This is a genomic window from Moheibacter sediminis (genome assembly GCF_900176425.1).
GTDB lineage: Bacteria > Bacteroidota > Bacteroidia > Flavobacteriales > Weeksellaceae > Moheibacter > Moheibacter sediminis.
The window spans coordinates 148,489-171,900 of sequence record NZ_FWXS01000007.1; the positions used below are offsets into that span (position 1 = coordinate 148,489).

Consider the following 23,412-nt stretch of genomic DNA (forward strand, 5'->3'; position numbering starts at 1 on the left):
ATATAATGGATTTGAACGGATTACTCGTTATCGGTTTTGATTTGATTTTGAGAACTCAAACGATTCAGATAAATGGATTTTACTTTCATCAATTCTTCCATGATTTTGAAATAATTATTCACTTTATGGTGTTGTGAAATAAATGTTGTTTCGTAAGCGAAAAATATAAATTCACGGATTTTCTCCTGCGGAATGTCTAAATCTTGGGTAAAATAATCATCTCCAAAATATTCTCGGATCTCAGTCAGAACAGATTCTTTGTCTTCATAAGCAAAAAGATTTTGTCTTCTGCGCAGATTACCTGAAATCACATCAGCTAACTTTTCAACGTTCAAATGAAGCGGTGAAACATCTTTCCACATCGTGAAATCAGTAGCATCTCTTCGCGGTTTGATATCAGGATTGATACCCATTTCTTTGTACAATTCAGCAACGGGATCATGTTTACTGGAATATTTGGCATCTTTTTCTAAAATTCCCGTGAGTTTTGTGGTGATGACAGCTTCGTCAAGCGCAATAGGCTGCATGTTGAGGTGAATCGTGAGCAACTCATTGTTGAGCAAAGATTCTTTCATATAAAATCTTCTTGATTCATAAAATGCAGAACGAATCAGCAAACTGTCTCCGGCAGCGGCATGGATAGCAAAACTTCCGGTGATGTCTGTAATAGACGTAAATTTTGTACGTGAATTGGTAATGTAAATCCCTTCCGGTGACGAATCATCTAAATCAATGATGATGCGCCCGATGATTAATTTTTCCTGCGCGAAAATTCCGATAGGAATTGATAAAAATAGTATGAAATAAAGGAATTTTCTCATGGATTTTCTGCAGATTGATTTAATCTTTCAACATAAATTTTACTTTGTTCATTCATCAATTTCTCTGCCGTAAGCAAATCTTTTTGTTTAATTTTTGTGTAAATATCAGTCGATTCGTAAGTGAAAAAAACAAATTCATCTATTTTTTCCTTCGGAATTTTCAAATCATTTACATAAAAATCATCTTGCCAAATGTCCCTGATTTTATTGAGAATTTTTTGTTTGTCTTCATAAGCATGTGTTTTTCTTTGTCTTTCGTTATAGCCGTTTAGTTCACCAATAATTTTAGTGACATTGAGCGTTGCGACATCAATTATTTTGAATTTTGGAATTCTTCGTCCGGCAGGATTCGGTTTAGGAACATCTTTTTCTTTAATTCCCAAATTCGCATAAACCAAAGCCGCAGAATCGACAAATTTTGCATTTTTGGCATCTCTCGCCAAATTTCCAGTCAATTTAAAATCGCTGATTTTGGCTTCGTCCAAAAGAATTGCTTTAGTATTTAGATGGACATTGATTACAGGATTTTCCATCAATTTTTCTGTGACGAACAACCTTCGGAATTCATAAAAATCAGAATTAAAAACCAATTCATCTCCTAGCTGTACTGCCAAAGAAACAATGCCATCGGTACCGGTAGTCGAGATGTTGTTTGTGCGTGAGTTTGTGATGTAGACGCTTCCCGGGTATTCTTCTTGCTCGTCATCAATAATGACTTGAATCGTTATGATTTTATCTTGAGCGAGAACAATACCCAAAAAGCTAAAAAAAACTACTAATATGAGAATGTGTCTCGACATATTTAACGACAAAGAAATACATTTAGTATATGCAAAATTTTGCTTTAACAAAAACTTAGCTATGATTTACAAATCTGTTAAGAATTTTCTTCCAACGATAAGTTCGTATGAATTTGCCTTCTTCTTTTGTAACTATTTTATTATCATGTTTTAACGCTGAATTCCAATAGCCTTTTGAAATGGAAAAGAACAAATTTGGATTCTTAGAATTCCAAGATGCTTTGAGTGCTGCAATCAAACTAATGAGCCAACCATAGTCCATCTTATAGAAGCCGGAACCCGTTTTTTGACCATGTATTTTTTTGTAATCGTTGCCTGTTGGTTTGAGTAATTTTACTTTTAAATCAGAGAAAACAGCAATTTCAAATCCATAAAACTGCGCCAACAATTCATCAACCGTATCCCAACCGATTGATTTTTTTACGCCGCCCATTTTGATAAAACATGCTCTTGAATAAGATTTAATCGCGCCGCGAACGTGTTTTTTGTTGGAAATTTTTTCATAGATCCATTCCTCATTTTTATTGATATAAACCAACCCGCCTGCAATTCCGATTTTAGGATTGATTTCAAATGAAAGAATAATTTTTTCGAAGTAATCTGAAGGAAGAATTACATCGGCATCCAACTTTGTAACTACATCCCAATTGGATTTTAATTCATCAAAACCTTTATAAAATGCTTCGATGATTTTGCTTCCCGGCTCGTGTTTATTTTCTTGATTTCCGGAATGAATGATTTTCATGAATGGAAATTTCAGAGAAAATTCATTTACAATTTCAGCAGTTTTATCGGTTGAATTATCATTTACTATAATTACTTCCGACGGTAAAAAGCTTTGTCCTACAATGGATTGCAAAGTTTGTCCGATGAATTTTTCTTCATTTCGGGTAGGAATGATAATACAATATTTCATCTGAAGATGTTTCCTTTTATTAATGTCAGATGGAATGCTTTTCATTTCAGTTTAATTTCTTTCAGCATAAACTGCATAATATCTAGGTGTAATTCTTCTGAGCAAAGGTCTGATTCCAATTTTTCCGCTTGGATGTGTCCATTTTTTTCTGAATTTAATTTCCCAACCAGCTTTTTCAATCAGTCTATCAAGCTGCCAATCCACAAATTCATGGTAATGCCAATCGCGAATGTCGTTCATGTTTCGGTAAGGTTTAGCAAACCAAAGCTGCAACGGAACGGTAATCAATAATTTTTTCCCGGGTAAATTTTTCAGAATCGAATAAGGATTTAAGAAATGTTCCAAAATTTCAAAAGCCGTAATCACATCTGCGTCCACAGAATTCAAATGTTCAAATTCATCATCTAAATCTTCGCCTTTTGTGTTAATGACTTGAAACCCATTTTCCCGTATTAAATTAGAAAGTGGATTTTCCACACCCAAATCAAGAATTTTTTCATCTTTTGAAATGAATTTATCAACGAGTTCCAGCGTGTGTTGATAACGTTTTTTTGGAATTACTTTATACATCTCGCCAAAATTAACGATTTTTACCATGATGATTGACCAAAAAAACAAATACCGACTCAGACTTAATTCACGAATCATCGGTTATGCCGAAGAAACCGAAGACGGACTGCTTTTCAAAGGACGCGAACCGCTTTGGTGGATGCGCGGAAAACCCAATTACAGCCAAATAGATAAATTCGTGGGAATTCAGGATAAATTTCACCGTGACATCTACGAAAATGATTTGGTAAATTATAGACTTAATGCTGCTTCGCAAATGCGAAAAGGAATTATTTTGCTGGACGAAAAAGAAAAATCATTTGGAATTCTGGACTTGGAATCGAAACATTTCACACATTTATTTTTGGGAGAAATTTGTTTGTTCAATTCAGAAAAAATGGAAATTTATTCGCATTTGTTCAACCATCCGGAATTAGAAAATAAATTTAATAAGCTGTAAAAAAAGCTTCTACTTCCAACATCCAACAAAAAAATGTATTTTTGAATTTGATTTAAAAACAAACAATATGTCGTACGGATTACTCAAAGGAAAGAAAGGGATTATTTTCGGAGCATTGGATGCAAATTCCATCGCTTGGAAGGCAGCAGAAAAATGCCACGAAGAAGGAGCTGAATTTATTTTAACCAATGCACCGGTTGCGCTCAGAATGGGCGAATTGAACGGATTGGCAGAAAAAACAGGGTCTGAAGTTGTCGGTGCAGATGCTACTTCGATGGAAGATCTTTCCAATTTGTTTGACAGAGCGATTGAAAAATTCGGTAAAATTGACTTCGTACTTCATTCCATCGGGATGAGCATCAACGTGAGAAAAGGAAAACACTATACCGATATGGACTATAACTTCCTGACGAAAGGATGGGATATTTCGGCAGTATCATTTCATAAAGTGATGAAAACCGCTTGGGATAAAGATGCGATGAAAGAGTGGGGGAGCATTTTGGCGTTGACTTACATTGCGGCGCAAAGAACTTTTCCTGATTACAATGATATGGCAGACAACAAGGCCTACTTGGAGTCTATCACAAGAAGTTTCGGATATTTTTGGGGCAAAGAAAAAAATGTTCGTGTTAATACAATCTCTCAATCTCCAACACCTACCACTGCGGGACAAGGCGTGAAAGGTTTCGGTGGATTTATGAAGTTTGCAGACGAAATGTCGCCGCTTGGAAATGCAACTGCAGAAGATTGTGCAAATTACATCGTTGCAATGTTCTCTGATTTGACCAAAAAAGTAACGATGCAAAATCTTTACAATGATGGTGGATATAACAACACAGGGGTTTCTGAAAAAGTAGCCGAAAGATTTATTTAATTAAACATTAGATTAAAATGCATAAGTCAGTTTCTGAAAAGAAACTGACTTTTTTGTTTAACTTAAATAAATGTTAAATAATTATTAGGAAAATTATAAAATAATGTTAGTTTTGCAACCTTATTTTAAAACTCAAATTTAATTAACATGAAGAAATTAACATTTATTTTATTAGCAGTAGCGGGTTCTATGGCTTTCGTAGGTTGTTCAAGTGATGATGATAAAGGAACTGCCTTAGATTGTTATAATCAAGCACAAAAAATTATGGATACCGGAGCAGCTTATTCAGCAAACGATTCGGATGCAAATTGTATAGCTTTTAGAGATGCTTTAAAAGCCGCTATTGATGCTAGTTGTCCAGGTTCAAGTGTATATCAGTCACAATTAGAGGCATTGCCTTGTAATTAATACTTGAAATTATACGATTAAAAAAAGGTCAGAATTATTTCTGACCTTTTTTATTTCCTTTTGTTTTTGAATTAATTCTTTCCTTGAATTCTTTAATTTGAGCATCATAATTGGAAGTACAAATAATGGATTTGATTTCTTTCAAAACCAATTTTGCTTTCGAGAATTCCTTTTTGATTTCAAGCATTAAAACTTTTTTCAAAAGAATTTCAATTTTATTGATTCCTTTGATGGTTAACGCAAATTCAATCAATTTTTCCGCTTCATCGAAATCTTCATTCAAAATCAAAGTTTCGATGTAATTCGGATAAATTTCCAAAGCATGGATATTGTGTGAAATTGCTTCCGAGAAATAATCTTTTGCAGTTTCATAATCCATCAATTGTTCCGCATAAACCCTTCCCATCAAGCACAAAGCCATTGTATTCTTATCGTTGTAAGAAAGCGCATATTCCAAAGATTCGATTGTTTCCAATAAATTATAAGGATAATTGTCCAACGCGCTGAACAAGTATTTATCTAATGTTTTCATTTTTTTTATTCATTTAAGTTTTTACCCAAATCCCGTTTCAATTTTTGTCTTGCAGATTTGAAATTCTTTTCTGTTTTTTGATTTTTAAAATCGGAACCTCTGAAAATTCGGGTTGGACTTCCGCGCTGAACTTCTGTTTGATTCTGCCACTCATTTTGAATTTGCTGCTGAAATGATTTCAGGTTTTCCTCATTTAATTTTTCAAGTAACCTTTCAGTTGCCAGTTTTTTGTTCTGATGCTGGGAACGGCTGTCCATAGATACCACTGCGATTCCGGTGGGTTTGTGTGTTGCGCGGATTGCTGTATTGACTTTATTTACATTTTGTCCGCCAGCACCGGAACTTCGCATCGCTTGATATTCAATTTCTTTTTCATTGAATTTGGTCGGAACAAAATTGTTCAATTCAAAAATGCCGATGAACCAATTTTTTCTTTTGTGCATTTTCCTGAACTGGCTTTGTCCTATCCAAAGAATTGTTCCTTTCCAGGATTTCACAAATTCGGATGAATTTTTCCCTTCGACCATCACCGTCGCAGAAAGTACTGTTCCGTTGATATTTCCCGTTTCGCGATGAAGCACAATCGGGTTGAGCCCTAATTGTTGCGCTTCATCGAGCAAAGTTTTCAAAACCTGGGCCACCACCCAAGTGCATTCTTCGGGTCCGCGGCCTGCGGTTATTTGTATAATTTTCTTCATTTTTTTAATTTGTTTTTGTCATTTCGAAAGAAGTGTAACGTAATGAGGAATCTTGAGATATAATAGATTCCTCATTCGTCGGAATGTCATTTTTTACCTATCCATTCTTACGACTTTCGGCGTAAAAGTTCCCAATACACGTACCAATTCCTGCTGGCAATTCATCACTTTTCGGATGTCTTTGTAAGCCATGGGAGCTTCATCTACATTTCCGCCGATTAAATTTACACCATTTTTTTTCAATACATTTTTAATGTCGTTTCGTGTAAATGTCTGTTTGCATTTCGATCTTGAAAGAACTCTTCCCGCACCGTGCGAAGCAGAATTTAAACTCGACTCATTTCCCAATCCTTCTACGATGTAGCCCGGAGCAGTCATTGATCCCGGAATGATTCCCAAAACTCCTTTTCCTGCAGGTGTTGCACCTTTTCGGTGGATGATGTATTCTTTTCCGTTTATCATTTCCTTCCATGCGAAATTGTGGTGATTTCCAATATTGACCAAAACTCTTTTCCCTAAAGCTTTCGCAATTCTTCGGTGGATGTCATCGTGACAAGCCTTTGCATACTCGCCTGCCAGATTCATCGCTTTCCAATATTCCTGCCCGTCGTGTGTTTCCAGATTGAGCCAAGCCAGATGCTGAACGTTTTTGGGTAACGGAGTTTGCTTCCCTGCAAGATAAGTGTAATGTTTCGCGATATTTGCACCTAAACCACGTGAACCGCTGTGAGAAAGAACTGCAACATATTTTCCGTTTGGTAAATTCCACTCAGGTTTGGACTCGTTTATTTCCACAATTCCAAATTCCACAAAATGATTTCCACCTCCCGAAGTTCCTAATTGCGTATATGCTTTGTCCAGCAACCCTTTCAATAAAGGAATTTCTCTGAACTCATCACGACTGAAAACTTCATGATCCGCTTTTATTTTATGAACTTCTTTCATTCCGAATTTGGTATGGTTCATCAAGATGTTTTCCAGCATATCCGTTTTTCCATTGAGGTATTCCGCTGGTAAATCAAAAACGGACAAACTCATTCGGCATCCGATGTCAACACCAACTCCGTAAGGAATGACTGCATTGTCCGTTGCCAGCACGCCGCCGATGGGTAAACCATAACCGAAATGTGCATCCGGCATCAAAGCGCCTGCAACAGAAACCGGCAATTTCAAAGCGTCATAAAGCTGAAATTTGGTTGGTTCGTCAATTTCATTTTCCCCAAAAATGGAGAAAGGAGCACGGGTTGATTTCAATTCGTGTTTTTTGATTTCAACGGGCTGAATTAAGCTTTCGGCTAATTTTCCCCAGGTTCCATTCCCTTCATAATTTTCGGGATTGAGTAAAACATTTTTTGCTTCAGTTAAAATGGTTTCTTTCTTTTCTTTTTTTCTGTATCGGTTAATCTGCCCGAGGGCAATATTGATTGTATTTGTTTTTGGAAAGCCTAATTTGATCAGGTCTTTTCCGGAAATTTTATTTCCCATTTTTTTTGAATTTTTAATTAATGGAGAATTTCAGATTCCTGGTTCCTTCCTCGGAATGACAACGTATGTCATTTTGAGCGAAACGTAGTAAAGCGAAAAATCTCTTAAATTTTTGTTTTGAGTTCGGGAAATTCTGAAGTGTAAAATTGATTGTAACAAAAAAGCCCGAAATTTAGAATCTTCGGGCTTTCATATATTTTATTTTTTTGAATCAATAAGAATGAAAAGCACGAAGAAAAGCTTCACCGAACGTAGGCGAGTCGCTTTGCAGATTTTGGATAAATACAAACATTTTCTTCGTTGTTTTTTTGAGTTAAACTTAATTTTCGCTTGCAAATGTATGATATCGGTCATGTAATTTCCAAATTTATTTTTAGAATTTTTATTTTTAACTGATTTTGAATGCATTACAAATCTTGATTGAATTATCCCAACCGCGTCAGTGATGGGTAGTGGCGGCGAGGAACGAGCCGGTCTGTAGTGAAACGGAAGACCGAAGCGAAGCAGAGCCCGAAGCAGCACGCTCGGACGCCCAAATTATGATTGAAAATAGGCATAATAATTGTTAAAATAATTTCTGTAAAAATCAGTGTATATGGGATTCATTCAAAATATCAAACAAGCCGCAAAACTTTATAAACAGTTAGATTGGAAAGAATTGCAGGCTGTAAATGAAAAAATTGATTTGGCAAAAGCCATGAAACAATTTTCGAAACTGGATGATAAACAACTCAAAATGCTGATGCGTATGCTCGATGGACCTGGCAAAGAGAAAGTTTTGCCGGAAATAAATCCTGATTTTTATGAATTGAGTGATAAACTTACGCCGGAGCAAAGAGCATTGCAGTTAAAAGTTCGTTATTTTATGGAAACGGAAGTAGCTCCAATTGTAAATGATTATTGGCTGCGAGATGAATTTCCGCACGAATTGATCCCAAAATTTGGAGAATTAGGTTTAGCCGGTGTGACTTACGAAGGTTATGGTTGTCCAGGACTACCTTTTCTGATGGAAGGGGTCTTGGCAATGGAAATGGCGAGGATTGATTCTTCCATTGCGACATTTTTTGGTGTGCAAAGTGGACTCACGATGGGTTCTATTTATTTGTGCGGCTCGGAGGAACAAAAGCAGGAATGGCTTCCGGCGATGAATCGTTTTGAGAAAATAGGTGCTTTTGGTTTGACGGAGCCTGAAGTCGGCTCGGGAGCTGCGGGTGGGTTAACAGTCACTTGTCAGCAAACAGCGGACGGATGGGTACTTAATGGGCAAAAGAAATGGATAGGTAATGCGACTTTTGCAGATGTGGTGGTTGTATGGGCGAGGAATTTAGGAGATGGAGAAGTGAAAGGTTTCCTTGTGAGAAAGGAAAATCCGGGATTTGAAGTTGAAAAGATAAAAGGCAAAATGGCATTGCGAATCGTGCAAAACGGATTGATTACTTTGAAAGATTGTGTTGTGGAAGAAAAAGACCGATTGCCAAATGCAAACAGTTTCAAAGATACTGCAGACGTTTTACGAATGACCAGGGCAGGAGTTGCCTGGATGGCAGTTGGCTGTGCACGCGGTGCTTACGAAAATGCGCTTGATTATACCCGAAACAGAAAACAATTTGGTAAACCAATAGCTTCATTTCAATTGATTCAAAACCATTTGGTCGAGATGATTTCTAACCTGACCGCGATGCAGACGCTCGTGTTTCGTTTGTCGGAATTACAGGACAACGGTCAGCTTAAAGATGAACACGCCTCTCTGGCAAAGGTTTTTTGTACACTTAGAACTCGCGACATCGTTCGTGGTGCGCGTGAGGTAATGGGCGGGAATGGTATCTTACTTGAACATAATGTTGCCCGATTTGTGGCAGATGCCGAAGCGATTTATTCGTACGAAGGCACCAAGGAAATCAATACGCTGATTGTCGGCAGGGCAATTACGGGTTATAGTGCATTTGTGTAAATTATTCAATGATAAAAATTTAAAAGCCTTGCCTAAATTCTATTCAGACAAGGCTTCCATTACCTCATTTATTTTATACTTAATATTTATTTTGCAACAAATTTCATTATCGGCCCATCCAATTCTGGTTTATTAGATACAATTAATGTATCATTTTCAATAGTATAATTGTAGGTTATACCAGATATGGCAACTGTATTATTTGTTATATCTATATCATAATTTCCAGAAGGAAGAATATATGAAGCTTGCTCTTCTATATTATTGGTTATAATCAATTTATGATTATGAACATTGATATCCCATTGAATATCACCGGGATTAATTTGCGGAATATCATATATATTGGCTCCATAAGAAAACATCTCCCAAGTTTTATTCAGTGCAGCGTTGATGTGTGGGCTGTCATCTTCTGAGCATGAAATCATCATGGCTGATGTCAACAATAAGAAAAACATTCTTTTTTTCATTTTTAGATATTTTATGGTCGAATGTTTTAAAGAGGAAGAAAGACAGAAAAGGTTGCGTTAAATAAAAAAGCTTTGTCAAAGGTCTGAACTTTGACAAAGCTGTATATAAATTAATTTTTCTGAATTTTATTTAATTTCCACTCGAATTCCTTCTGAGTGCGCGCTCAGTTCCGGCGCATACATATTTTGGAGTGAAGTGATTCCGTTAGAGAAATTTCCGGCATTGTTGGCGCGTACATCGTATTCAAAAACATAAGTTCCTTTTGGCATGTAGTCAATGAAGAAATTTGTCGCCGCATCGCGCGTGCTTTCATAATAACCCAATCTTCCCTGGCGTTTGTAAGTGGATAAAACATTTAACGGCTCAAATCCGCTCGCGCGCATGTCTTTGATATGGATGAACTCCATTTCTCTATCCGTCAGGATTTCCAGTCTTACCGTAATTAGATCTCCAATCTGAATCGGAGTATTTTCTGTGATTTTGGTCAAAACCGGACCTTTGTCAGAATTCTTTTTGATGAATAATTGTTTGTTGAATTTTACACCGGTCTGCGCCGTTGTGATTTTATCCAAATCTTCAAAGTATTGCCAATACAATGCGCCCCAAGCTACGCCCGGAGAAGTTTTCTGAACGTTTATAGTTGCCATTTCCGGTTTAATTTCCTCTTTGTTCCAAGAAGTTTTTACATAACCTGAACCGCTTTGCGGTGCTTTCTCTAAAGATTTTAAATCTAAGTTTTCGTTGCCGATTCTTAAACTGATTCCATCTTCCGCATTCGTCCAGTCTTTTCCGGTGCTCATCAAAGCAAAAACGGCTTCAGTTGTTGCTTTGGTCGATTCCCATTGGTTCGTTTGTCTGTTCTTGAGCAACCAAACTTTCATACTTTCTACACTTTCTACGTCATTTAAAACTTCATCAAAAGCTTCGATTAACAATGATTGTGTTTCAATGGGTGCCTGGTACCAATACCATCCTGCAACGTTCGATTTCCAATACATTCCCATTTCATCACTTTGCACGGCGTTATCTTTTATGGAATTCAACAATTTTAAGGCTTTGTCTTTGTGTCCGAATCTATGGTAAATCAAAGCCAACATGGCTTGTGTCTGCAAAGATTCTTCAAATTTGTTTTTGTCTAATTCTCTGATGAAATATTCCTGAGCCAAAGTTCCTTTATGATCCAATCGATGCTCTTTTAGAAAGTAACTTCTCGCATACAAATACTGGATTCCGTTGTAATTAGAAGGTTTCAGCTTATTGTTCTTTAAATAAATATCAAATTCCTTTTCCATTTCAGCATCCATATATCGGATAGCTGCTTCGAGAATTTCATTTGTATTTACATCAAATTTCGACTCGAAATCAATTCCCATAGCTTTCAAATGACCTAAACCTGAAACGATGTGCGTGGTAATATAACGGCTTTCCTGACCGCCTTCAAACCAAGGAAATCCTCCCGAACTATATTGTTTTCCTTTTAATTTCTGGAATGCGCTCTGGAGTTCATTCTGCATTTTGTTCAAATCAAATAAAACCGCTATGCGTTTCATTTGCTCTTCCTCGCTCTGCGCATCACGCACCCAAGGAGTCTCCTCCAAAAGAAGCGATTTCAATTCTTCATTTTGTTCGAGTTTGGAAACCAATTCTCCTTTTTTGTTCCAATCATCAAAAACCGTTTTGATTTTTGGATTGGAATTGATGATATGCTGCGAAATCATGTTGCCATAGAAACGACTGAAAACCTGTTCCGAACATTCATACGGATATTCGCGCAAATAAGGCAACGAGAAAATAGCATACCAAATAGGATTGGTCGTCATCTCAAAAGTCAATTTGAAATTGTCTAAACTTTCCGATTTGTTGTTTTTTAATTTCTCTAAAGTGAAAGTTTTGTTTTGGTTTTCACGCACATAAATCGGTAAAGTTTCCGTCACCATCATACGGTTAGAAAGAATCGGCAAAGCAGATTCCTCACCATCTGAAAAATCCCCCGCAGAAGCCACTACACGGTAAACAATTGCTTGATGCGTTGTCGGAACTTTTAAATTCCAAGAAACGTTTGCTGAATTTCCTTTAGCAACTTTGATGTTTTGTGTTGCATTATTATTTCCAAATTCCACATCGACCGGCTGCATCGTAAACGCATCGAATAACAAAAGTTTGGCTTGTCCGCTCAATTCTTTGTCAGATAAATTCGTCACTTTGGAAGAGAATGTAATCTGGTCACCTTCGCGCAAAAATCTTGGCGGATTAGGAACTACCATCAAATCTTTCTGCGTTCTCACTGTCGTTTCAAAATATCCTGTTCTCAATTCAGGTGTATGTGCTGTTGCCATGAATTTCCATTCGGTCAGACTTTCCGGGACGGTAAACTGGATTTTGATATTTCCTTTTTCGTCCGTTTTGAGGTTAGGGTAGAAGAAAGCGGTTTCTTGCAATGCTCGGCGGGCAACAATGTTGTCGAGTTTATTCTTTTCTTGTTTTGGAATATCATATATTCTCATATTAATATTCCCTTCAACAATAGCCTTACCATCCGCTGTTATAAATTTAGATTTATCTGCTGTTAAATTATAATTGCTTTCTTCCATTTCAATATCTGCCAATTGAACATCAACCACATTTGCACTTTTCTCTGCACGTGCAGGTGCCGGAGCCATGTCATACAAAGCATAATTTTCGTATCTACCATAATTCCAGTTAAATCCAAACCAATTCAATTCATCAAAAGCCAAATAGTTTTGCGGATAATTTTCATATTTATAAATAAGCGTTCTGAAAGGATTTGCACTGAAACTCATGTAAGTATTCCAGTTTTGTCTTTGGGAGTAATTCATATCGACATTCATCGGGAATGAAATGTTATTCGATTTAAACTGATCCAATGAAGCATCGTACATGGTCGCCAGCATTTCTGCCAGAAATTTATCTTTGTCTTTCCCGCTCACGGTCAGTTCCCAGGTTTCTTTTTGTCCGGGCTGGAGTTTGTCGCGTAAAGTCCCCGCAGTAATGGTCAACGATTTGTCTTCATGTGGAACATTTACTCCTAAAGTTCCTTGTTTGGCCGTGTTGAATTTCCCGAAATAATAATGTACAAAAACATTTCCACGGTATTTTTCATCAATCGTGAAAGAGAATTTATTGACGTTGTTATTCAGTTTAATTTTCTCGGTTTTAATGATTTTTCCGTCATGTTCCAATTCAACCAAAACTTCAGAATCATTGGCAGCGGAAGCAATCTGAACCTGAGCAGTTTCGCCTGGTTTATAAGAATTTTTATTCAGATTTAATGCAAACAATTCGTTGTCGGTCGGTTGTTTTTTATCATTTTTAAATAAATAAACCAATTTTTCTGTTTGGATGCTGTCTTTTCCATCTATGATCCAACCTTTCAAAACGTAATAACCTTCTTTCCAGTTTGCCGGATTTACCTTGATTGATTTAGATTTTTCGGTATCGAAACTCTGTGCAACAACTGGATTTTCCTTTTGCCAGTTCTCTTTTTGATTTTCTTTTCCATAGGCATCATGTGGGAAATATTGGATGAATTCTTCTTTTGAATACAATTCATAATCCCCTTTTGGAATCGGCGACTCGCGTAAAACCCTTTGTGGCGGATTGATTTTGGTCAAAGTTATCTGACCTTTTGCCGGCGTAAATACGCCGTTTAAATTATTGGTAATCAACTGAATGGAGCCCAATTGAGAAATTTCAATTTTATCCGAAACATTAAAACTCAGCATATAACGCAAATCCCCAACCGTTATCGATTGCTCGCTCGAACGCGTCTCGCCGTTGATGTCGGTAATGTCTGCAATTACGCGGTAGTTATAAGTTCTAGGCTCTTCTTTTCCTTTGGTCAAAGAATTTTTCTGCGCGGGTTTTGCATTGAATTTAATTTCAAATTTACCATCGGAATCAGTAGTCGTTTCGCCTTGTGTGATTTCTTCTTCAGGCTCTCCATAAGGAATATAACCTCGTTTCCACCAAGGCCAGTACGGATAAATCGTCTGTCTGTACACGCGGTAAACGACTTTTGCGTTGTCAATAGTGGCACCAGAATAAGCAATCGCTTTTCCTTTCGAGGTCACTTCTTCATCGAGTTTGAAAGTATCTTTTACATCTTCAAATTCAACTTCGAATTTCGGACGTTTGTATTCTTCAACGCTGAAATAATGCGAGCCATTGTAATTGCTCAAATTATCTTCGAGATAAAATTGTCCGGTGATTCCCGAAGTCGGAATGATGAATTCTCCCGAAACTGAACCGAATTCATTAGATTTTAATTTCAGATTTGAAACATCTTCGCCGTTTGGATTTCCCAAAGTGATCTCAATTTCCTGGTTTGGAATGACTTTTTTCTTTCCTTCTGTACTTTCATTGTAAAGAATTGCTTTGAAATAAACGGTTTGTCCCGGACGATAAATGGCCCTATCTGTGAAAAACTTCACTAAATTTTGTTCATGTTGAGTGCGTTCGCGGTTTTTGTAAGCATAGCTGTTGTACATTACATCTTCACCCTGAATTTTGAAATTGTAATAACGGTAATTAGCTTCATTAGGCTTTACCGTTGCAATTCCGTTTGCATTGGTAGTAACGGTTTCAAGAAGTTTCAAATCTTTTCCCTTTTGCTCGTAAACTTCCACTTTTTTGCTAACAGGTTTTCCGCTATCTCTTTCTGTAACAAGGATTTCGCTGTCGCGTGTTACGATAGAATAAGCAGAAACGTTTACAAATTGATATTGCAAAAGGAAATCATCATTGACTTTGAAATCCGGATTGTTGGAAGCCAAAACCAAATATTTTCCCGATTTTAACGGTTCGAATTTAGCTGTAGTTGCATGCTGCTGGTAATCGTCAAAAGATTTCAACTCTAATGAAAATTCTTTTTCCAAAGGAAATTTAGAAATGATGTTGTTCAAAACCTTTTGCCTGTTGGCCTCGGCAGCATTTTGAAATTCATTCATTACATTTTCTGCATCTTTAAATTTCAATATTTTGAAATAAATTTTGTCTAAATTCTTTTGTGAAACAGACATAGGATTTGTCTTTTCGGGCGAAACGTAATTTTCAATCTGCAGGTTGAAATCAGGTTTTAGAATTTGTCTTTTCAGCAATTTTGCATTTTCTGAAACATCTGATTTTGGGAATTTATCAATCAATTTATCTAAAACTTTCAAAGATTTTTCAGTTTGCTTTTTGCGTTCCACAAAATCACTTTCAGCCTGTTTCGGGACTTGATTGAGATAAAAATCAGCCAATTCCATCAGCAGATTGGGCGTGTAATCCGTATCCGGAAATTTCTCAACCAGTCCAGTTAAATTTTGCTCAAATTCTGCATCTTTATAATCGTTGCGCTGAAATTTCAGCAATTCCAATTCATTGTAAAGCTGTGCATGGCGGTTATTGGATTTAGTGTGAAAAATTATTAAATCTTTTAAAATCTGAACGACTTGAGTTTTAGATTGGGTAGAATTGATTTCATTTCCACCTTCATCCGTTTCCACAGCAATAACTTCCATTGGATAATAATCATAATTGGTATATCCTGAAAAATAGCTGATTGCTCTGTGTGCCAACAAATCATACAAAGTCGGACGCAGATTTCTGTTTTTTTCTTCTTTATTTAAAACCGATTCCCAATTTTTCAAATCTTCTTTTTTGAGAATTTCTTTTTCTTTAATGGATGCGAGATACAATTCTGAAATATTTTTACGGAAAGTATTTTCGGTCCAATAACGCAAATCGTCTGTGGTCGCTTCTTCTATATTGGTTCGCTCGCCGATTTCCCACTGATTTTGCTGGTAATATTGGTAGAGCATTTCCGCCAACATCGAATGCAAAAACGCTTTTTCAACAGGTTTTGCTTCAGCAATTTCATTTTTGAATTTTGTAATAATTTCCGGTTCGATATCTCCTTTGTCACTCGTTACTATCACAATTTTCGACTGATAAAGCATCGCGCGGATGATTTGCTGCGAATTTTTATCTTTTTTTGCTTTGGAATAAATTTCATCAACAGCAGGAAGCGTGCTTTTCAACAAGCCGTCTTGCTCCTGTTTTTCAATTTGTTTCCATTTGGAATCGTAGTCGAATTTCTTTTGTGCCATTGATAATGAGAAGGTTAATATTGTAATTAAGAAAAATAAATTCTTCATATAAAAGGTTTTTTATAACAGATGCAATTTACACCAAAAAGGTTGGATGCATTGGAAATTATTATTAGGATTTTATAATTTTAAATTTATAATTGGGGGTTATTTAGATGTGAAATTGTCATTTAGAATTCTTCTCCTCAATCCATAAACTCATAAATTTTAAAGCATTGGCTGAATTGTGTTTTAAAATTTGTCCGATGAAATTTCTTTTTCGTGCTTCGTTTAAATTCAATTCTAAATCTAAAATTAGTTGATAAAATGTATCTTCAAAATCGTTTTTATTGAATTTCGCGTACAGGATTTTAAATCCTGCTTGTCTTGCAATCATCCAAATATTTTCATCGTTGTACAATTCAATTGTTTTGGAAATAAATAGTTCTTCTTGATTTTCTACAATTCCCGGAATCAAATTATCAAACATAGATTCCGCACCGATGGAATTTGTAGCAATCGGTGTCCCTGATTGCATTGCATCAATGAATTTTCCTTTTTGTCCTGCGCCAAATGGAATCGGAGCCAATAAAATTCTCGCATTTCCAATCACTTCCAAAGCTAGTTCTGCTTTTCCGTGAACCAAAAATCCTTCTTTCTCATTGTGTAAATTAAAAACTTTCAGGCTTGGGTATGCGCCGTAAATGTTGAGTCTGGCTTGCGGAAGTTGCGTTCTTAATTTGGGCCAGATATTTTTTTTTAAATGCAAAACCGTTTGCCAATTCGGTTCATGAATAAAATTTCCGATGAAAACAAAATCTTTTCGTTCTTCAAATTTTTTCTGTCTTGCTACTTGTTTCTCATCTCCGATTTCCAGAAAAGGCAAATAATGGAGCAGAGAAGGAGCGATGTTAAATTCATTTTGGAGCAAATTCATTTCAAATTCAGAAATAATCAAACTCAAATCACAACGCAAAATCGAAGCAATTTCACGGATGGTAATTTCATTATATAAATTGATTTCCTCCTTCTTTTTAAAAGCTTTTTCACGTGCTGAACGGAGGAAATGCAAATCTTCGGTATCAAGAATTTGAACCGCATTCGGACATTCTTTTGTAACACGCCACCCAAATTGTTCTTCCGAAACAAAACGGTCATAGACTACAAATTCAGGATTTATTTTTCGGATGAATTCATTGAATGAAGAATTATTTAATTTGATTGGAAATTCCTGAACATTCCGATCAGAAAAATCAAAACTCGCTTCAGATTTGGAAGCAGCCGAACAAAAAAACAATTCAAAGTCTTTGCTCTGAAAGAATTTTACCAATTGTAAAATCCTTTTTCCGGCTGCTGAAGAAGTCGGTTCCGGCCAAACCAATCCAATAAACAAGACTTTTCTTTGATTCATCGTTCAAATATCCGATTTTTGCCACATAATTCAGAATCATGTTAGGACTAAAATTAGCAACCGATCCGCGATGGGCAAAGATAGCCGAAGAAAATTTAGAAGAAATCCTTACCGATCATGCTTGGTGCGAACAAAAAGCCGCATCCAATGCGATTCATCTGATTGTTTACAATTCTGAACATGAAGATTTGGTTTCGGAATTGACTGAAATTGCGATTGAAGAAATGCAGCATTTTCAAATGGTTCACAATATAATTAAGGAAAGAGGTTATGAATTGGGACGCGAGCGCAAAGACGATTATGTAAATCAATTGGTGAAATTTAACAAAAAGGACGGCAGCCGCAACATGGCTTTCGTTGACCGTTTGTTGTTTGCCGCGATGATTGAAGCGAGAAGCTGCGAGCGTTTCCGTGTGCTTTCTCAAAATATAAATGATGAAGAATTATCTAAATTTTACCATGATTTGATGGTTTCCGAAGCCAATCATTACATGACTTTTCTGAAATTCGCCAAGAAATATTCAACCGATGTTGATGTGGACAAACGCTGGAAAGAATGGTTGGAATTTGAAGGTAATTTGATCCGGAGCTATGGGAATAATCAAGCGATTCATGGGTAAATTATTTATTGAAATACAAAAACTTAATACTTATGAAATTATTTTTTTCTTTCTTTTTATTGTCAGTAATTATTTCTGCCCAAACAGATACGCTACAAATAAAATTAGATTCTATAATTAGAGAGGCTGATCTTATGTATCAATACGAGAAAATTGCTTGGAAGTCTTCTGATTTAGCAATGGAAGATAAAGATAAGTTGGTGGATTTTGGGGGTTACTTTATTTACCATAGCGCAGACACATTGAAGGCTGTATACTATGATGTTAAATTAGAAAAAGCATTGAGTCGTTACTATTTTGATACTAAGGATTTAAATAAACCTCTCCAGATTTTTAAAAATGTAACAGATTTGACCGACAAAGAACGTGATTTAGCTTCTGTAAAGCAAAAAGTTCTTGTAGAACTAAACCAAAATCCTGATAAATATGAGCTGTCTTTTCAGGAGGGGTATAATCCAAACGTAGTAATGCTTCCTTTTGAAAATAAATTCCATTTTTATATAATAATTGGAACAAATAAGGGAAATATTATTCCATTTGGAAATGATTATTTTTTTGAGGCTGATTTAAATGGTGAAATTAAAAATTGGAAAAGGTTTCATAAGACATTAATTCAAACTTCAGTTAGTGAACAAAATGGTTCTATACCAATTTCTTTTATACACACTCACTTGCCCATGACACCTTACATATCAGCAACTGATATTTGTACATTTAGATTATATGGAGTTGATTTGTTCGATAAAAAATCATTTATTGTTTCTTCCACAGCATTGAAAATGAACTTTATTTATGATGCTGAAACGAACAAAATAATCACAACTAATTTAATAAAATAAAAAAATGAAACTCGAAAACACAGTAAAAGAAAGAAGCGGCGACGTATGTGAAATAAGCAGCGAAACAGGAAATTTGAATTTTTATGAAGTGAAACCGGCTTCCGGAAACGAACCGGAAAGATTGATTTTAATTTCAGACAAGGCACTTGCGCAAATCGAAAAAAGAGAAGAACCCGATAGTAAATATTGGGAAAAGATTTTGCCAATTTCTATGTGGAGCGAGGTTCCCGGCGTGCAGGTTGTTTCTTGGCGAATGCTCAACCGTTTTCGAAATGAATCTTGGGCAGCAGATGCATTGGAAATGATGTATTTGGATGATGAAAATTTGGAATGGGCAAAAGCTTCAGGCGACCATATGGGCGACGGAACTGTGGAACTTCACAAAGACAGCAACGGAAACATTTTGCAAAATGGAGACACGGTTACTTTGATTAAAGATTTGGATGTAAAAGGTTCGTCTATCAATGCCAAAATCGGAACTGCTGTCAGAAACATTCGTTTGGTACATGACAACGTAGAACAAATCGAAGGAAGAGTCGATGGTCAATTGATTGTGATTTTGACGAAATTTGTGAAGAAGTAAACTAAAAATTTGCTTTGAAACATTTTCCTACCGATATACAATTCAAATACAATTGGCGAAAATACCAGCAACGTGTATTGGATGAATTAGAAGCTCACATGGAAGACGGGCACCTTCATGTAGTGGCTCCGCCCGGATCCGGCAAAACGGTTTTGGGTTTAGAGGTCATGCTCAGGCTCAATAAACCTGCTTTGATTTTAGCGCCAACGCTTGCCATTCGAAACCAATGGATCCAACGTTTTTGTGAACTTTTTCTTCAAATAGATGAAATTCCTGAATGGATTTCACGTGATATCCGCAATCCGAAATTTATAACAGTCTCTACTTATCAAGGATTGCATGCAGCTTGCAGTAGCTCCAAAATCGAAGATGATGATTTTGAAGAGGAAGAAACCAATTCAGAAATTATAGAAAGCAATGCCAATTCAAACTTAGAAACCATTGTAAAAGGTTTGCAAAAACAAAATGTTGGTGTAATTATCGTTGACGAAGCACATCATTTGAAAAATGAATGGTGGCAGACGCTCAACAAAATAAAAGATAGATTAAATCCTAAGGTTGTTGGTTTGACGGCCACGCCACCGTATGATGTGACTCCTGCCGAATGGAATCGTTACATTAGTTTAAACGGACCTGTTGATACTGAAATTTCTGTTCCGGAATTGATAGCCGAAGGTGATTTGTGTCCGCATCAGGATTGTGTTTATTTTACTTTGCCCACAGATTTTGAAAATCAGAAAATCAGTGGTTTCAGAGAAGATGCTGAAAAAATTTTTAAGGAAATAAGTGTAGATAAAACTTTAATTCAGGCCATTGAAAACCATCCTGTTTGGGTTAATCCTGATCAAAACCTGGATTGGATTTATGAAAATATATCATCTTATTCAGCTTGTCTGATTTTCTTAAACTGTAATAAACACATCATTCCCAAATCGCATTTAGAAGTCATTGGCGGAAAAGATTTTGAAATTCCTTTTCTGAATTATCAATGGTTAAAGGTTTTGCTTGATTTTTATTTGTTCAGAGAAAAAGAATATTTTGAAGAGTTTAATGAACACAAACATCAAATTGAATCAAAACTTCGCAAGGCAGGAGTTCTGGAAAGAAATCATATCAATTTTTATCAAAGCCAGAAAATTTCAGGATACCTTGCTTCCAGCATCAATAAGTTAAATGGTATAAATGAAATTGCAGAATTTGAATACAGCCATTTGGGAAAGGAGTTGCGGATGGTCATTCTTTCGGATTACATTCGAAAAGAGTTTTTGATTAATTCTGAAAATAATGATTTAGAATTAAATAAATTAGGTGTAATTCCGATTTTTGAAAAATTAAGAAGAGAAAATAAAAACCATAAAAAATTAGGTGTTTTAACGGGTTCAATTGTTATCATTCCAAAATCGGCCTTCCCTTCGTTTGAAGAGAAATCAAAAGTATATGGAATTGCAGAAATCCAATTTTCTTCATTGTCATTTGATGAGAATTATATTTTGATTTCCATGAATGAGCAGATGAAACACAACATTGTTCATATCGTCACACAGATTTTCCAAAATGGAGAAATTGAAATTCTCATTGGAACGAAATCGTTATTGGGAGAAGGCTGGGACGCACCTGCGATTAACGCTTTGATTCTTGCAAGTTTTGTGGGTTCATTTGTGATGTCCAATCAAATGAGAGGTCGTGCAATCCGTACCCAAAAAGACAATCCTGCAAAAACATCCAACATTTGGCACATCGTAAGTTTAGACCCGACGGATGAATTTTCAGGAACAGATTTAGAATTATTGAAACGAAGATTTCGAAGTTTTGTTGGAATTTCATTGTATGAAAATCCAACGATTGAAAACGGAATCGGACGATTAAATCTGCCGGATAATTCTGAATTAATTCAAAAAATAGAAGAAGTCAATGCAAATATATTGGTACAGGCAAGCAGTCGAAATGAATTGCATGACCGATGGAAACAAGCTTTGAAAACCGGAGTAAGTTTGGTAGAGGAAATTAAAATTCCATTTTCTGAAGACTTGGAATACAATAAAGTAAAAGGAATGTACCATCGAAAAACCATTGTAAATCTTATGGTTTCTGTAGGAATTGCTGCTTCTTGGTACATGGAAAATGCTTTTGAGATTTTCGTTAGATTGGTTAGAAATGTCAAAACCTTACAAGACCTCAATATTTTGTTAGGTTTGGTGGTGACTGGCGGCATTTTATTTTTTGGCAGAAGAGCTTACAGAGCATTCCGATTGTATGTACAATACCGCGACATTTCTAAAGACATTCATCAGATTGGGGAGGCTTTGAAAAATTCACTCATTCGCTGTGGATCCCTTCACACAGAAACTTCAAAAATAAAAGTTATTACTTCTCAAGACGAGCATGGTGCGGTTTTTTGTCATTTGGAAGGCGGTTCGACTTATGATAAATCTGTATTCACGAATGCTTTGTATGAAATCGTTTCGCCTATTGACAATCCTCGTTATATAATTGTCAGAAAAAGCCGGTTCAAAGGATTTATAAAACAAACGGATTACCATGCGGTTCCTGAAATTCTCGGGAGAAAGAAGAATAGGGCAGAATATTTTGCAACGCAGTGGGGAAGTTTGGTTGGAAATTATTTTTTGGTTTATACGCGTACGATTGAAGGACGCAAATTAATCTTAAAATCCAGATTGAATGCACTCTCGGCTCAATTTGACAACCGAATCGAAAGATTAAATAAATGGACTAATTAAATTCAGATAACCCAAAAATTCCTCAATTCCAAATTTTAAATCAAGCGTTAAAAAATTAGATTTGTGTTCTAAATTTTCCATCATTTCATGCATTCAAAACTCTTTCTTTTTGTGGCTTTATTGTGTTCAACTTTTTCATTTGGACAAATTTCAAATGAACTTACTTCAAAAATCGATAGCTTAATTCAGCTCAAAAATCCACGAATTTTCAACGGTGTCATTTTAATTACCCAAAAAGGAAATCCCGTTTATACAAAAACACATGGATTCGCAGATTTTGAAAAGAAAATTGCTTTAAAATTAAGTGACCAATTCAAAATCATGTCCAACAGTAAATTGTTTACTTCGGTTTTGGTGATGTTGCAAGTTGAAAAAGGAAAAATTGATTTACACGCACCAATTGGCAATTATCTTCCTCAACTTTCTCAATCATGGAAAGATTCCATCACCGTTCATCAATTGTTAAATCACACGCATGGAATAGACGAAGTTAATAAACCTTTGCTCTTCAAACCCGGAACGGATTTCAAATATGGAAATGTTTCCAATGTTTTATTGGGTGAAATTTTAGAAAAAGTAACCGGAAAATCTTTCGAAGAACTTGCCGACAATTTGTTCAAAAAATTAAAGCTGAGAAACACTTTCTGTTATGCTTTCGAAAACGAAAATCAACTCGTTTCCGGATATAATTTGAGAAATAACAAACCTGAAATCGTTACCAATGCCAAACACGTGCTCTCCATTCCTGCTGCCGGAATTATTTCCAACGCACACGACTTGGCCTTGTGAAGTTACAAATTTCACCACGGAAAAATCCTCAAAAAAGAATCGTATAAATTATTGACTGAATCTTCAGCTATGTCGCAGCACAGTGTTTTCGGCGCAGCAAAAATGGGGTATGGGTACAACATCCGAATTGCCGAACAAAACGGTGTTAAATTCATGGGGCACACCGGATTGGGGGATGGATTTGCAGCGCTGAATATTTATTTTCCTGAGCAGGATTTGAGTTTGATTATTCTGGAAAATGTGATGGGGGAAAATTCTGACAATTGGTATTTCTACGAAACTGAAATCAAAAATTTAGTGGTTGAGGATCTTGTACGTTAATTATTTTGATAAATAATCTTTGTGTTGAAATTAACCACAAGGTTCACAAAGAATGCC

Annotated in this window: 20 protein-coding genes; 10 read left to right on the forward strand and 10 right to left on the reverse strand. The window is 36.0% G+C overall.

What is annotated here, in order from left to right:
- Nucleotides 1–20: 20 nt before the first annotated feature.
- Genes B8977_RS11265 through B8977_RS11280 form a run of 4 tightly spaced genes read right to left on the reverse strand, consistent with a single transcriptional unit; the run spans nt 21 to nt 3,107 of the window.
- Nucleotides 21–821, reverse strand: coding sequence for a hypothetical protein (locus B8977_RS11265; protein ID WP_084017820.1), 801 nt, complete (start codon nt 819–821; stop codon nt 21–23).
- On the reverse strand, nt 818–1,621 hold the full coding sequence (locus tag B8977_RS11270) for a hypothetical protein (protein WP_084017821.1): 804 nt from the start codon (nt 1,619–1,621) through the stop codon (nt 818–820). Before B8977_RS11270 ends, B8977_RS11265 begins: the two co-directional genes overlap by 4 nt.
- A gap of 55 nt (nt 1,622–1,676) precedes the next feature.
- Nucleotides 1,677–2,537 carry a glycosyltransferase family 2 protein gene (locus B8977_RS11275; protein WP_159447489.1) on the reverse strand — a complete coding sequence of 287 codons (861 nt, stop codon included), beginning with the start codon at nt 2,535–2,537 and terminating at the stop codon, nt 1,677–1,679.
- A gap of 51 nt (nt 2,538–2,588) precedes the next feature.
- Nucleotides 2,589–3,107: a class I SAM-dependent methyltransferase gene (locus B8977_RS11280; protein WP_084017883.1), complete on the reverse strand. Its 519-nt coding sequence runs from the start codon at nt 3,105–3,107 to the stop codon at nt 2,589–2,591.
- 25 nt (nt 3,108–3,132) lie between these two features.
- Here B8977_RS11280 and B8977_RS11285 point away from each other — a divergent pair, with 25 nt between their 5' ends.
- From B8977_RS11285 to B8977_RS11295, 3 genes are all read left to right on the forward strand, one after another.
- Nucleotides 3,133–3,546, forward strand: coding sequence for a hypothetical protein (locus B8977_RS11285; RefSeq protein ID WP_084017823.1), 414 nt, complete (start codon nt 3,133–3,135; stop codon nt 3,544–3,546).
- 67 nt (nt 3,547–3,613) lie between these two features.
- Nucleotides 3,614–4,420, forward strand: a complete 807-nt coding sequence (locus B8977_RS11290) for an enoyl-ACP reductase FabI (RefSeq protein WP_084017824.1) — start codon at nt 3,614–3,616, stop codon at nt 4,418–4,420.
- Between the two features lie 147 nt (nt 4,421–4,567).
- Nucleotides 4,568–4,828, forward strand: a complete 261-nt coding sequence (locus B8977_RS11295) for a hypothetical protein (protein WP_084017825.1) — start codon at nt 4,568–4,570, stop codon at nt 4,826–4,828.
- A gap of 34 nt (nt 4,829–4,862) precedes the next feature.
- Here the strand turns inward: B8977_RS11295 and B8977_RS11300 are convergent, their stop codons facing one another.
- The 3 genes from B8977_RS11300 to B8977_RS11310 all read right to left on the reverse strand — a co-directional run bounded on the left by B8977_RS11300 (nt 4,863) and on the right by B8977_RS11310 (nt 7,543).
- The gene (locus B8977_RS11300) at nt 4,863–5,360 is read right to left on the reverse strand and encodes a tetratricopeptide repeat protein (RefSeq protein WP_084017826.1); all 498 of its coding nucleotides are present in this window, start codon (nt 5,358–5,360) and stop codon (nt 4,863–4,865) included.
- A 5-nt stretch (nt 5,361–5,365) separates the two neighbouring features.
- Complete coding sequence (gene prfH, locus B8977_RS11305; RefSeq protein WP_084017827.1) at nt 5,366–6,058, reverse strand: peptide chain release factor H; 693 nt, start codon at nt 6,056–6,058, stop codon at nt 5,366–5,368.
- Between the two features lie 93 nt (nt 6,059–6,151).
- Nucleotides 6,152–7,543 carry an RtcB family protein gene (locus tag B8977_RS11310; RefSeq protein ID WP_084017828.1) on the reverse strand — a complete coding sequence of 464 codons (1,392 nt, stop codon included), beginning with the start codon at nt 7,541–7,543 and terminating at the stop codon, nt 6,152–6,154.
- A gap of 595 nt (nt 7,544–8,138) precedes the next feature.
- On the opposite strand from B8977_RS11310, the gene B8977_RS11320 reads away from it, so the two are divergent.
- Entirely contained in the window at nt 8,139–9,494 is a 1,356-nt protein-coding gene (locus B8977_RS11320) for an acyl-CoA dehydrogenase family protein (protein ID WP_084017830.1), read from the forward strand.
- 86 nt (nt 9,495–9,580) lie between these two features.
- Here the strand turns inward: B8977_RS11320 and B8977_RS11325 are convergent, their stop codons facing one another.
- The 3 genes from B8977_RS11325 to B8977_RS11335 form a co-directional block, all read right to left on the reverse strand.
- Nucleotides 9,581–9,964 carry a hypothetical protein gene (locus B8977_RS11325; protein ID WP_084017831.1) on the reverse strand — a complete coding sequence of 128 codons (384 nt, stop codon included), beginning with the start codon at nt 9,962–9,964 and terminating at the stop codon, nt 9,581–9,583.
- Between the two features lie 126 nt (nt 9,965–10,090).
- Nucleotides 10,091–16,075 (reverse strand): alpha-2-macroglobulin family protein, encoded by a 5,985-nt coding sequence (locus tag B8977_RS11330; RefSeq protein ID WP_159447490.1) that lies wholly within the window; start codon nt 16,073–16,075, stop codon nt 10,091–10,093.
- A 166-nt stretch (nt 16,076–16,241) separates the two neighbouring features.
- The gene (locus B8977_RS11335; RefSeq protein WP_084017833.1) at nt 16,242–17,465 is read right to left on the reverse strand and encodes a glycosyltransferase family 4 protein; all 1,224 of its coding nucleotides are present in this window, start codon (nt 17,463–17,465) and stop codon (nt 16,242–16,244) included.
- Nucleotides 17,466–17,503: 38 nt separating this feature from the next.
- On the opposite strand from B8977_RS11335, the gene miaE reads away from it, so the two are divergent.
- The 6 genes from miaE (at nt 17,504) to B8977_RS15295 (ending at nt 23,355) form a co-directional block, all read left to right on the forward strand.
- Complete coding sequence (gene miaE, locus B8977_RS11340) at nt 17,504–18,085, forward strand: MiaE family protein (protein WP_084017834.1); 582 nt, start codon at nt 17,504–17,506, stop codon at nt 18,083–18,085.
- Nucleotides 18,086–18,117: 32 nt separating this feature from the next.
- Nucleotides 18,118–18,924, forward strand: a complete 807-nt coding sequence (locus B8977_RS11345) for a hypothetical protein (RefSeq protein WP_084017835.1) — start codon at nt 18,118–18,120, stop codon at nt 18,922–18,924.
- A 4-nt stretch (nt 18,925–18,928) separates the two neighbouring features.
- On the forward strand, nt 18,929–19,507 hold the full coding sequence (locus tag B8977_RS11350; protein ID WP_084017836.1) for a PhnA domain-containing protein: 579 nt from the start codon (nt 18,929–18,931) through the stop codon (nt 19,505–19,507).
- 14 nt (nt 19,508–19,521) lie between these two features.
- Nucleotides 19,522–22,245 (forward strand): DEAD/DEAH box helicase family protein, encoded by a 2,724-nt coding sequence (locus tag B8977_RS11355; protein WP_084017837.1) that lies wholly within the window; start codon nt 19,522–19,524, stop codon nt 22,243–22,245.
- Nucleotides 22,246–22,332: 87 nt separating this feature from the next.
- Entirely contained in the window at nt 22,333–23,034 is a 702-nt protein-coding gene (locus B8977_RS11360; protein WP_317043209.1) for a serine hydrolase domain-containing protein, read from the forward strand.
- A 69-nt stretch (nt 23,035–23,103) separates the two neighbouring features.
- Nucleotides 23,104–23,355 (forward strand): hypothetical protein, encoded by a 252-nt coding sequence (locus tag B8977_RS15295; protein WP_317043210.1) that lies wholly within the window; start codon nt 23,104–23,106, stop codon nt 23,353–23,355.
- The last annotated feature ends 57 nt before the right edge of the window (nt 23,356–23,412 follow it).

Coding starts and splice junctions, on each gene's coding strand:
- B8977_RS11265 (WP_084017820.1), bottom strand. CDS start 821: ATGAGAAAATTCCTTTATTTCATACTATTTTTATCAATTCCTATCGGA.
- B8977_RS11270 (WP_084017821.1), bottom strand. CDS start 1,621: ATGTCGAGACACATTCTCATATTAGTAGTTTTTTTTAGCTTTTTGGGT.
- B8977_RS11275 (WP_159447489.1), bottom strand. CDS start 2,537: ATGAAATATTGTATTATCATTCCTACCCGAAATGAAGAAAAATTCATC.
- B8977_RS11280 (WP_084017883.1), bottom strand. CDS start 3,107: ATGTATAAAGTAATTCCAAAAAAACGTTATCAACACACGCTGGAACTC.
- B8977_RS11285 (WP_084017823.1), top strand. CDS start 3,133: ATGATGATTGACCAAAAAAACAAATACCGACTCAGACTTAATTCACGA.
- B8977_RS11290 (WP_084017824.1), top strand. CDS start 3,614: ATGTCGTACGGATTACTCAAAGGAAAGAAAGGGATTATTTTCGGAGCA.
- B8977_RS11295 (WP_084017825.1), top strand. CDS start 4,568: ATGAAGAAATTAACATTTATTTTATTAGCAGTAGCGGGTTCTATGGCT.
- B8977_RS11300 (WP_084017826.1), bottom strand. CDS start 5,360: ATGAAAACATTAGATAAATACTTGTTCAGCGCGTTGGACAATTATCCT.
- prfH (WP_084017827.1), bottom strand. CDS start 6,058: ATGAAGAAAATTATACAAATAACCGCAGGCCGCGGACCCGAAGAATGC.
- B8977_RS11310 (WP_084017828.1), bottom strand. CDS start 7,543: ATGGGAAATAAAATTTCCGGAAAAGACCTGATCAAATTAGGCTTTCCA.
- B8977_RS11320 (WP_084017830.1), top strand. CDS start 8,139: ATGGGATTCATTCAAAATATCAAACAAGCCGCAAAACTTTATAAACAG.
- B8977_RS11325 (WP_084017831.1), bottom strand. CDS start 9,964: ATGAAAAAAAGAATGTTTTTCTTATTGTTGACATCAGCCATGATGATT.
- B8977_RS11330 (WP_159447490.1), bottom strand. CDS start 16,075: ATGGCACAAAAGAAATTCGACTACGATTCCAAATGGAAACAAATTGAA.
- B8977_RS11335 (WP_084017833.1), bottom strand. CDS start 17,465: ATGAATCAAAGAAAAGTCTTGTTTATTGGATTGGTTTGGCCGGAACCG.
- miaE (WP_084017834.1), top strand. CDS start 17,504: ATGTTAGGACTAAAATTAGCAACCGATCCGCGATGGGCAAAGATAGCC.
- B8977_RS11345 (WP_084017835.1), top strand. CDS start 18,118: ATGAAATTATTTTTTTCTTTCTTTTTATTGTCAGTAATTATTTCTGCC.
- B8977_RS11350 (WP_084017836.1), top strand. CDS start 18,929: ATGAAACTCGAAAACACAGTAAAAGAAAGAAGCGGCGACGTATGTGAA.
- B8977_RS11360 (WP_317043209.1), top strand. CDS start 22,333: ATGCATTCAAAACTCTTTCTTTTTGTGGCTTTATTGTGTTCAACTTTT.
- B8977_RS15295 (WP_317043210.1), top strand. CDS start 23,104: ATGTCGCAGCACAGTGTTTTCGGCGCAGCAAAAATGGGGTATGGGTAC.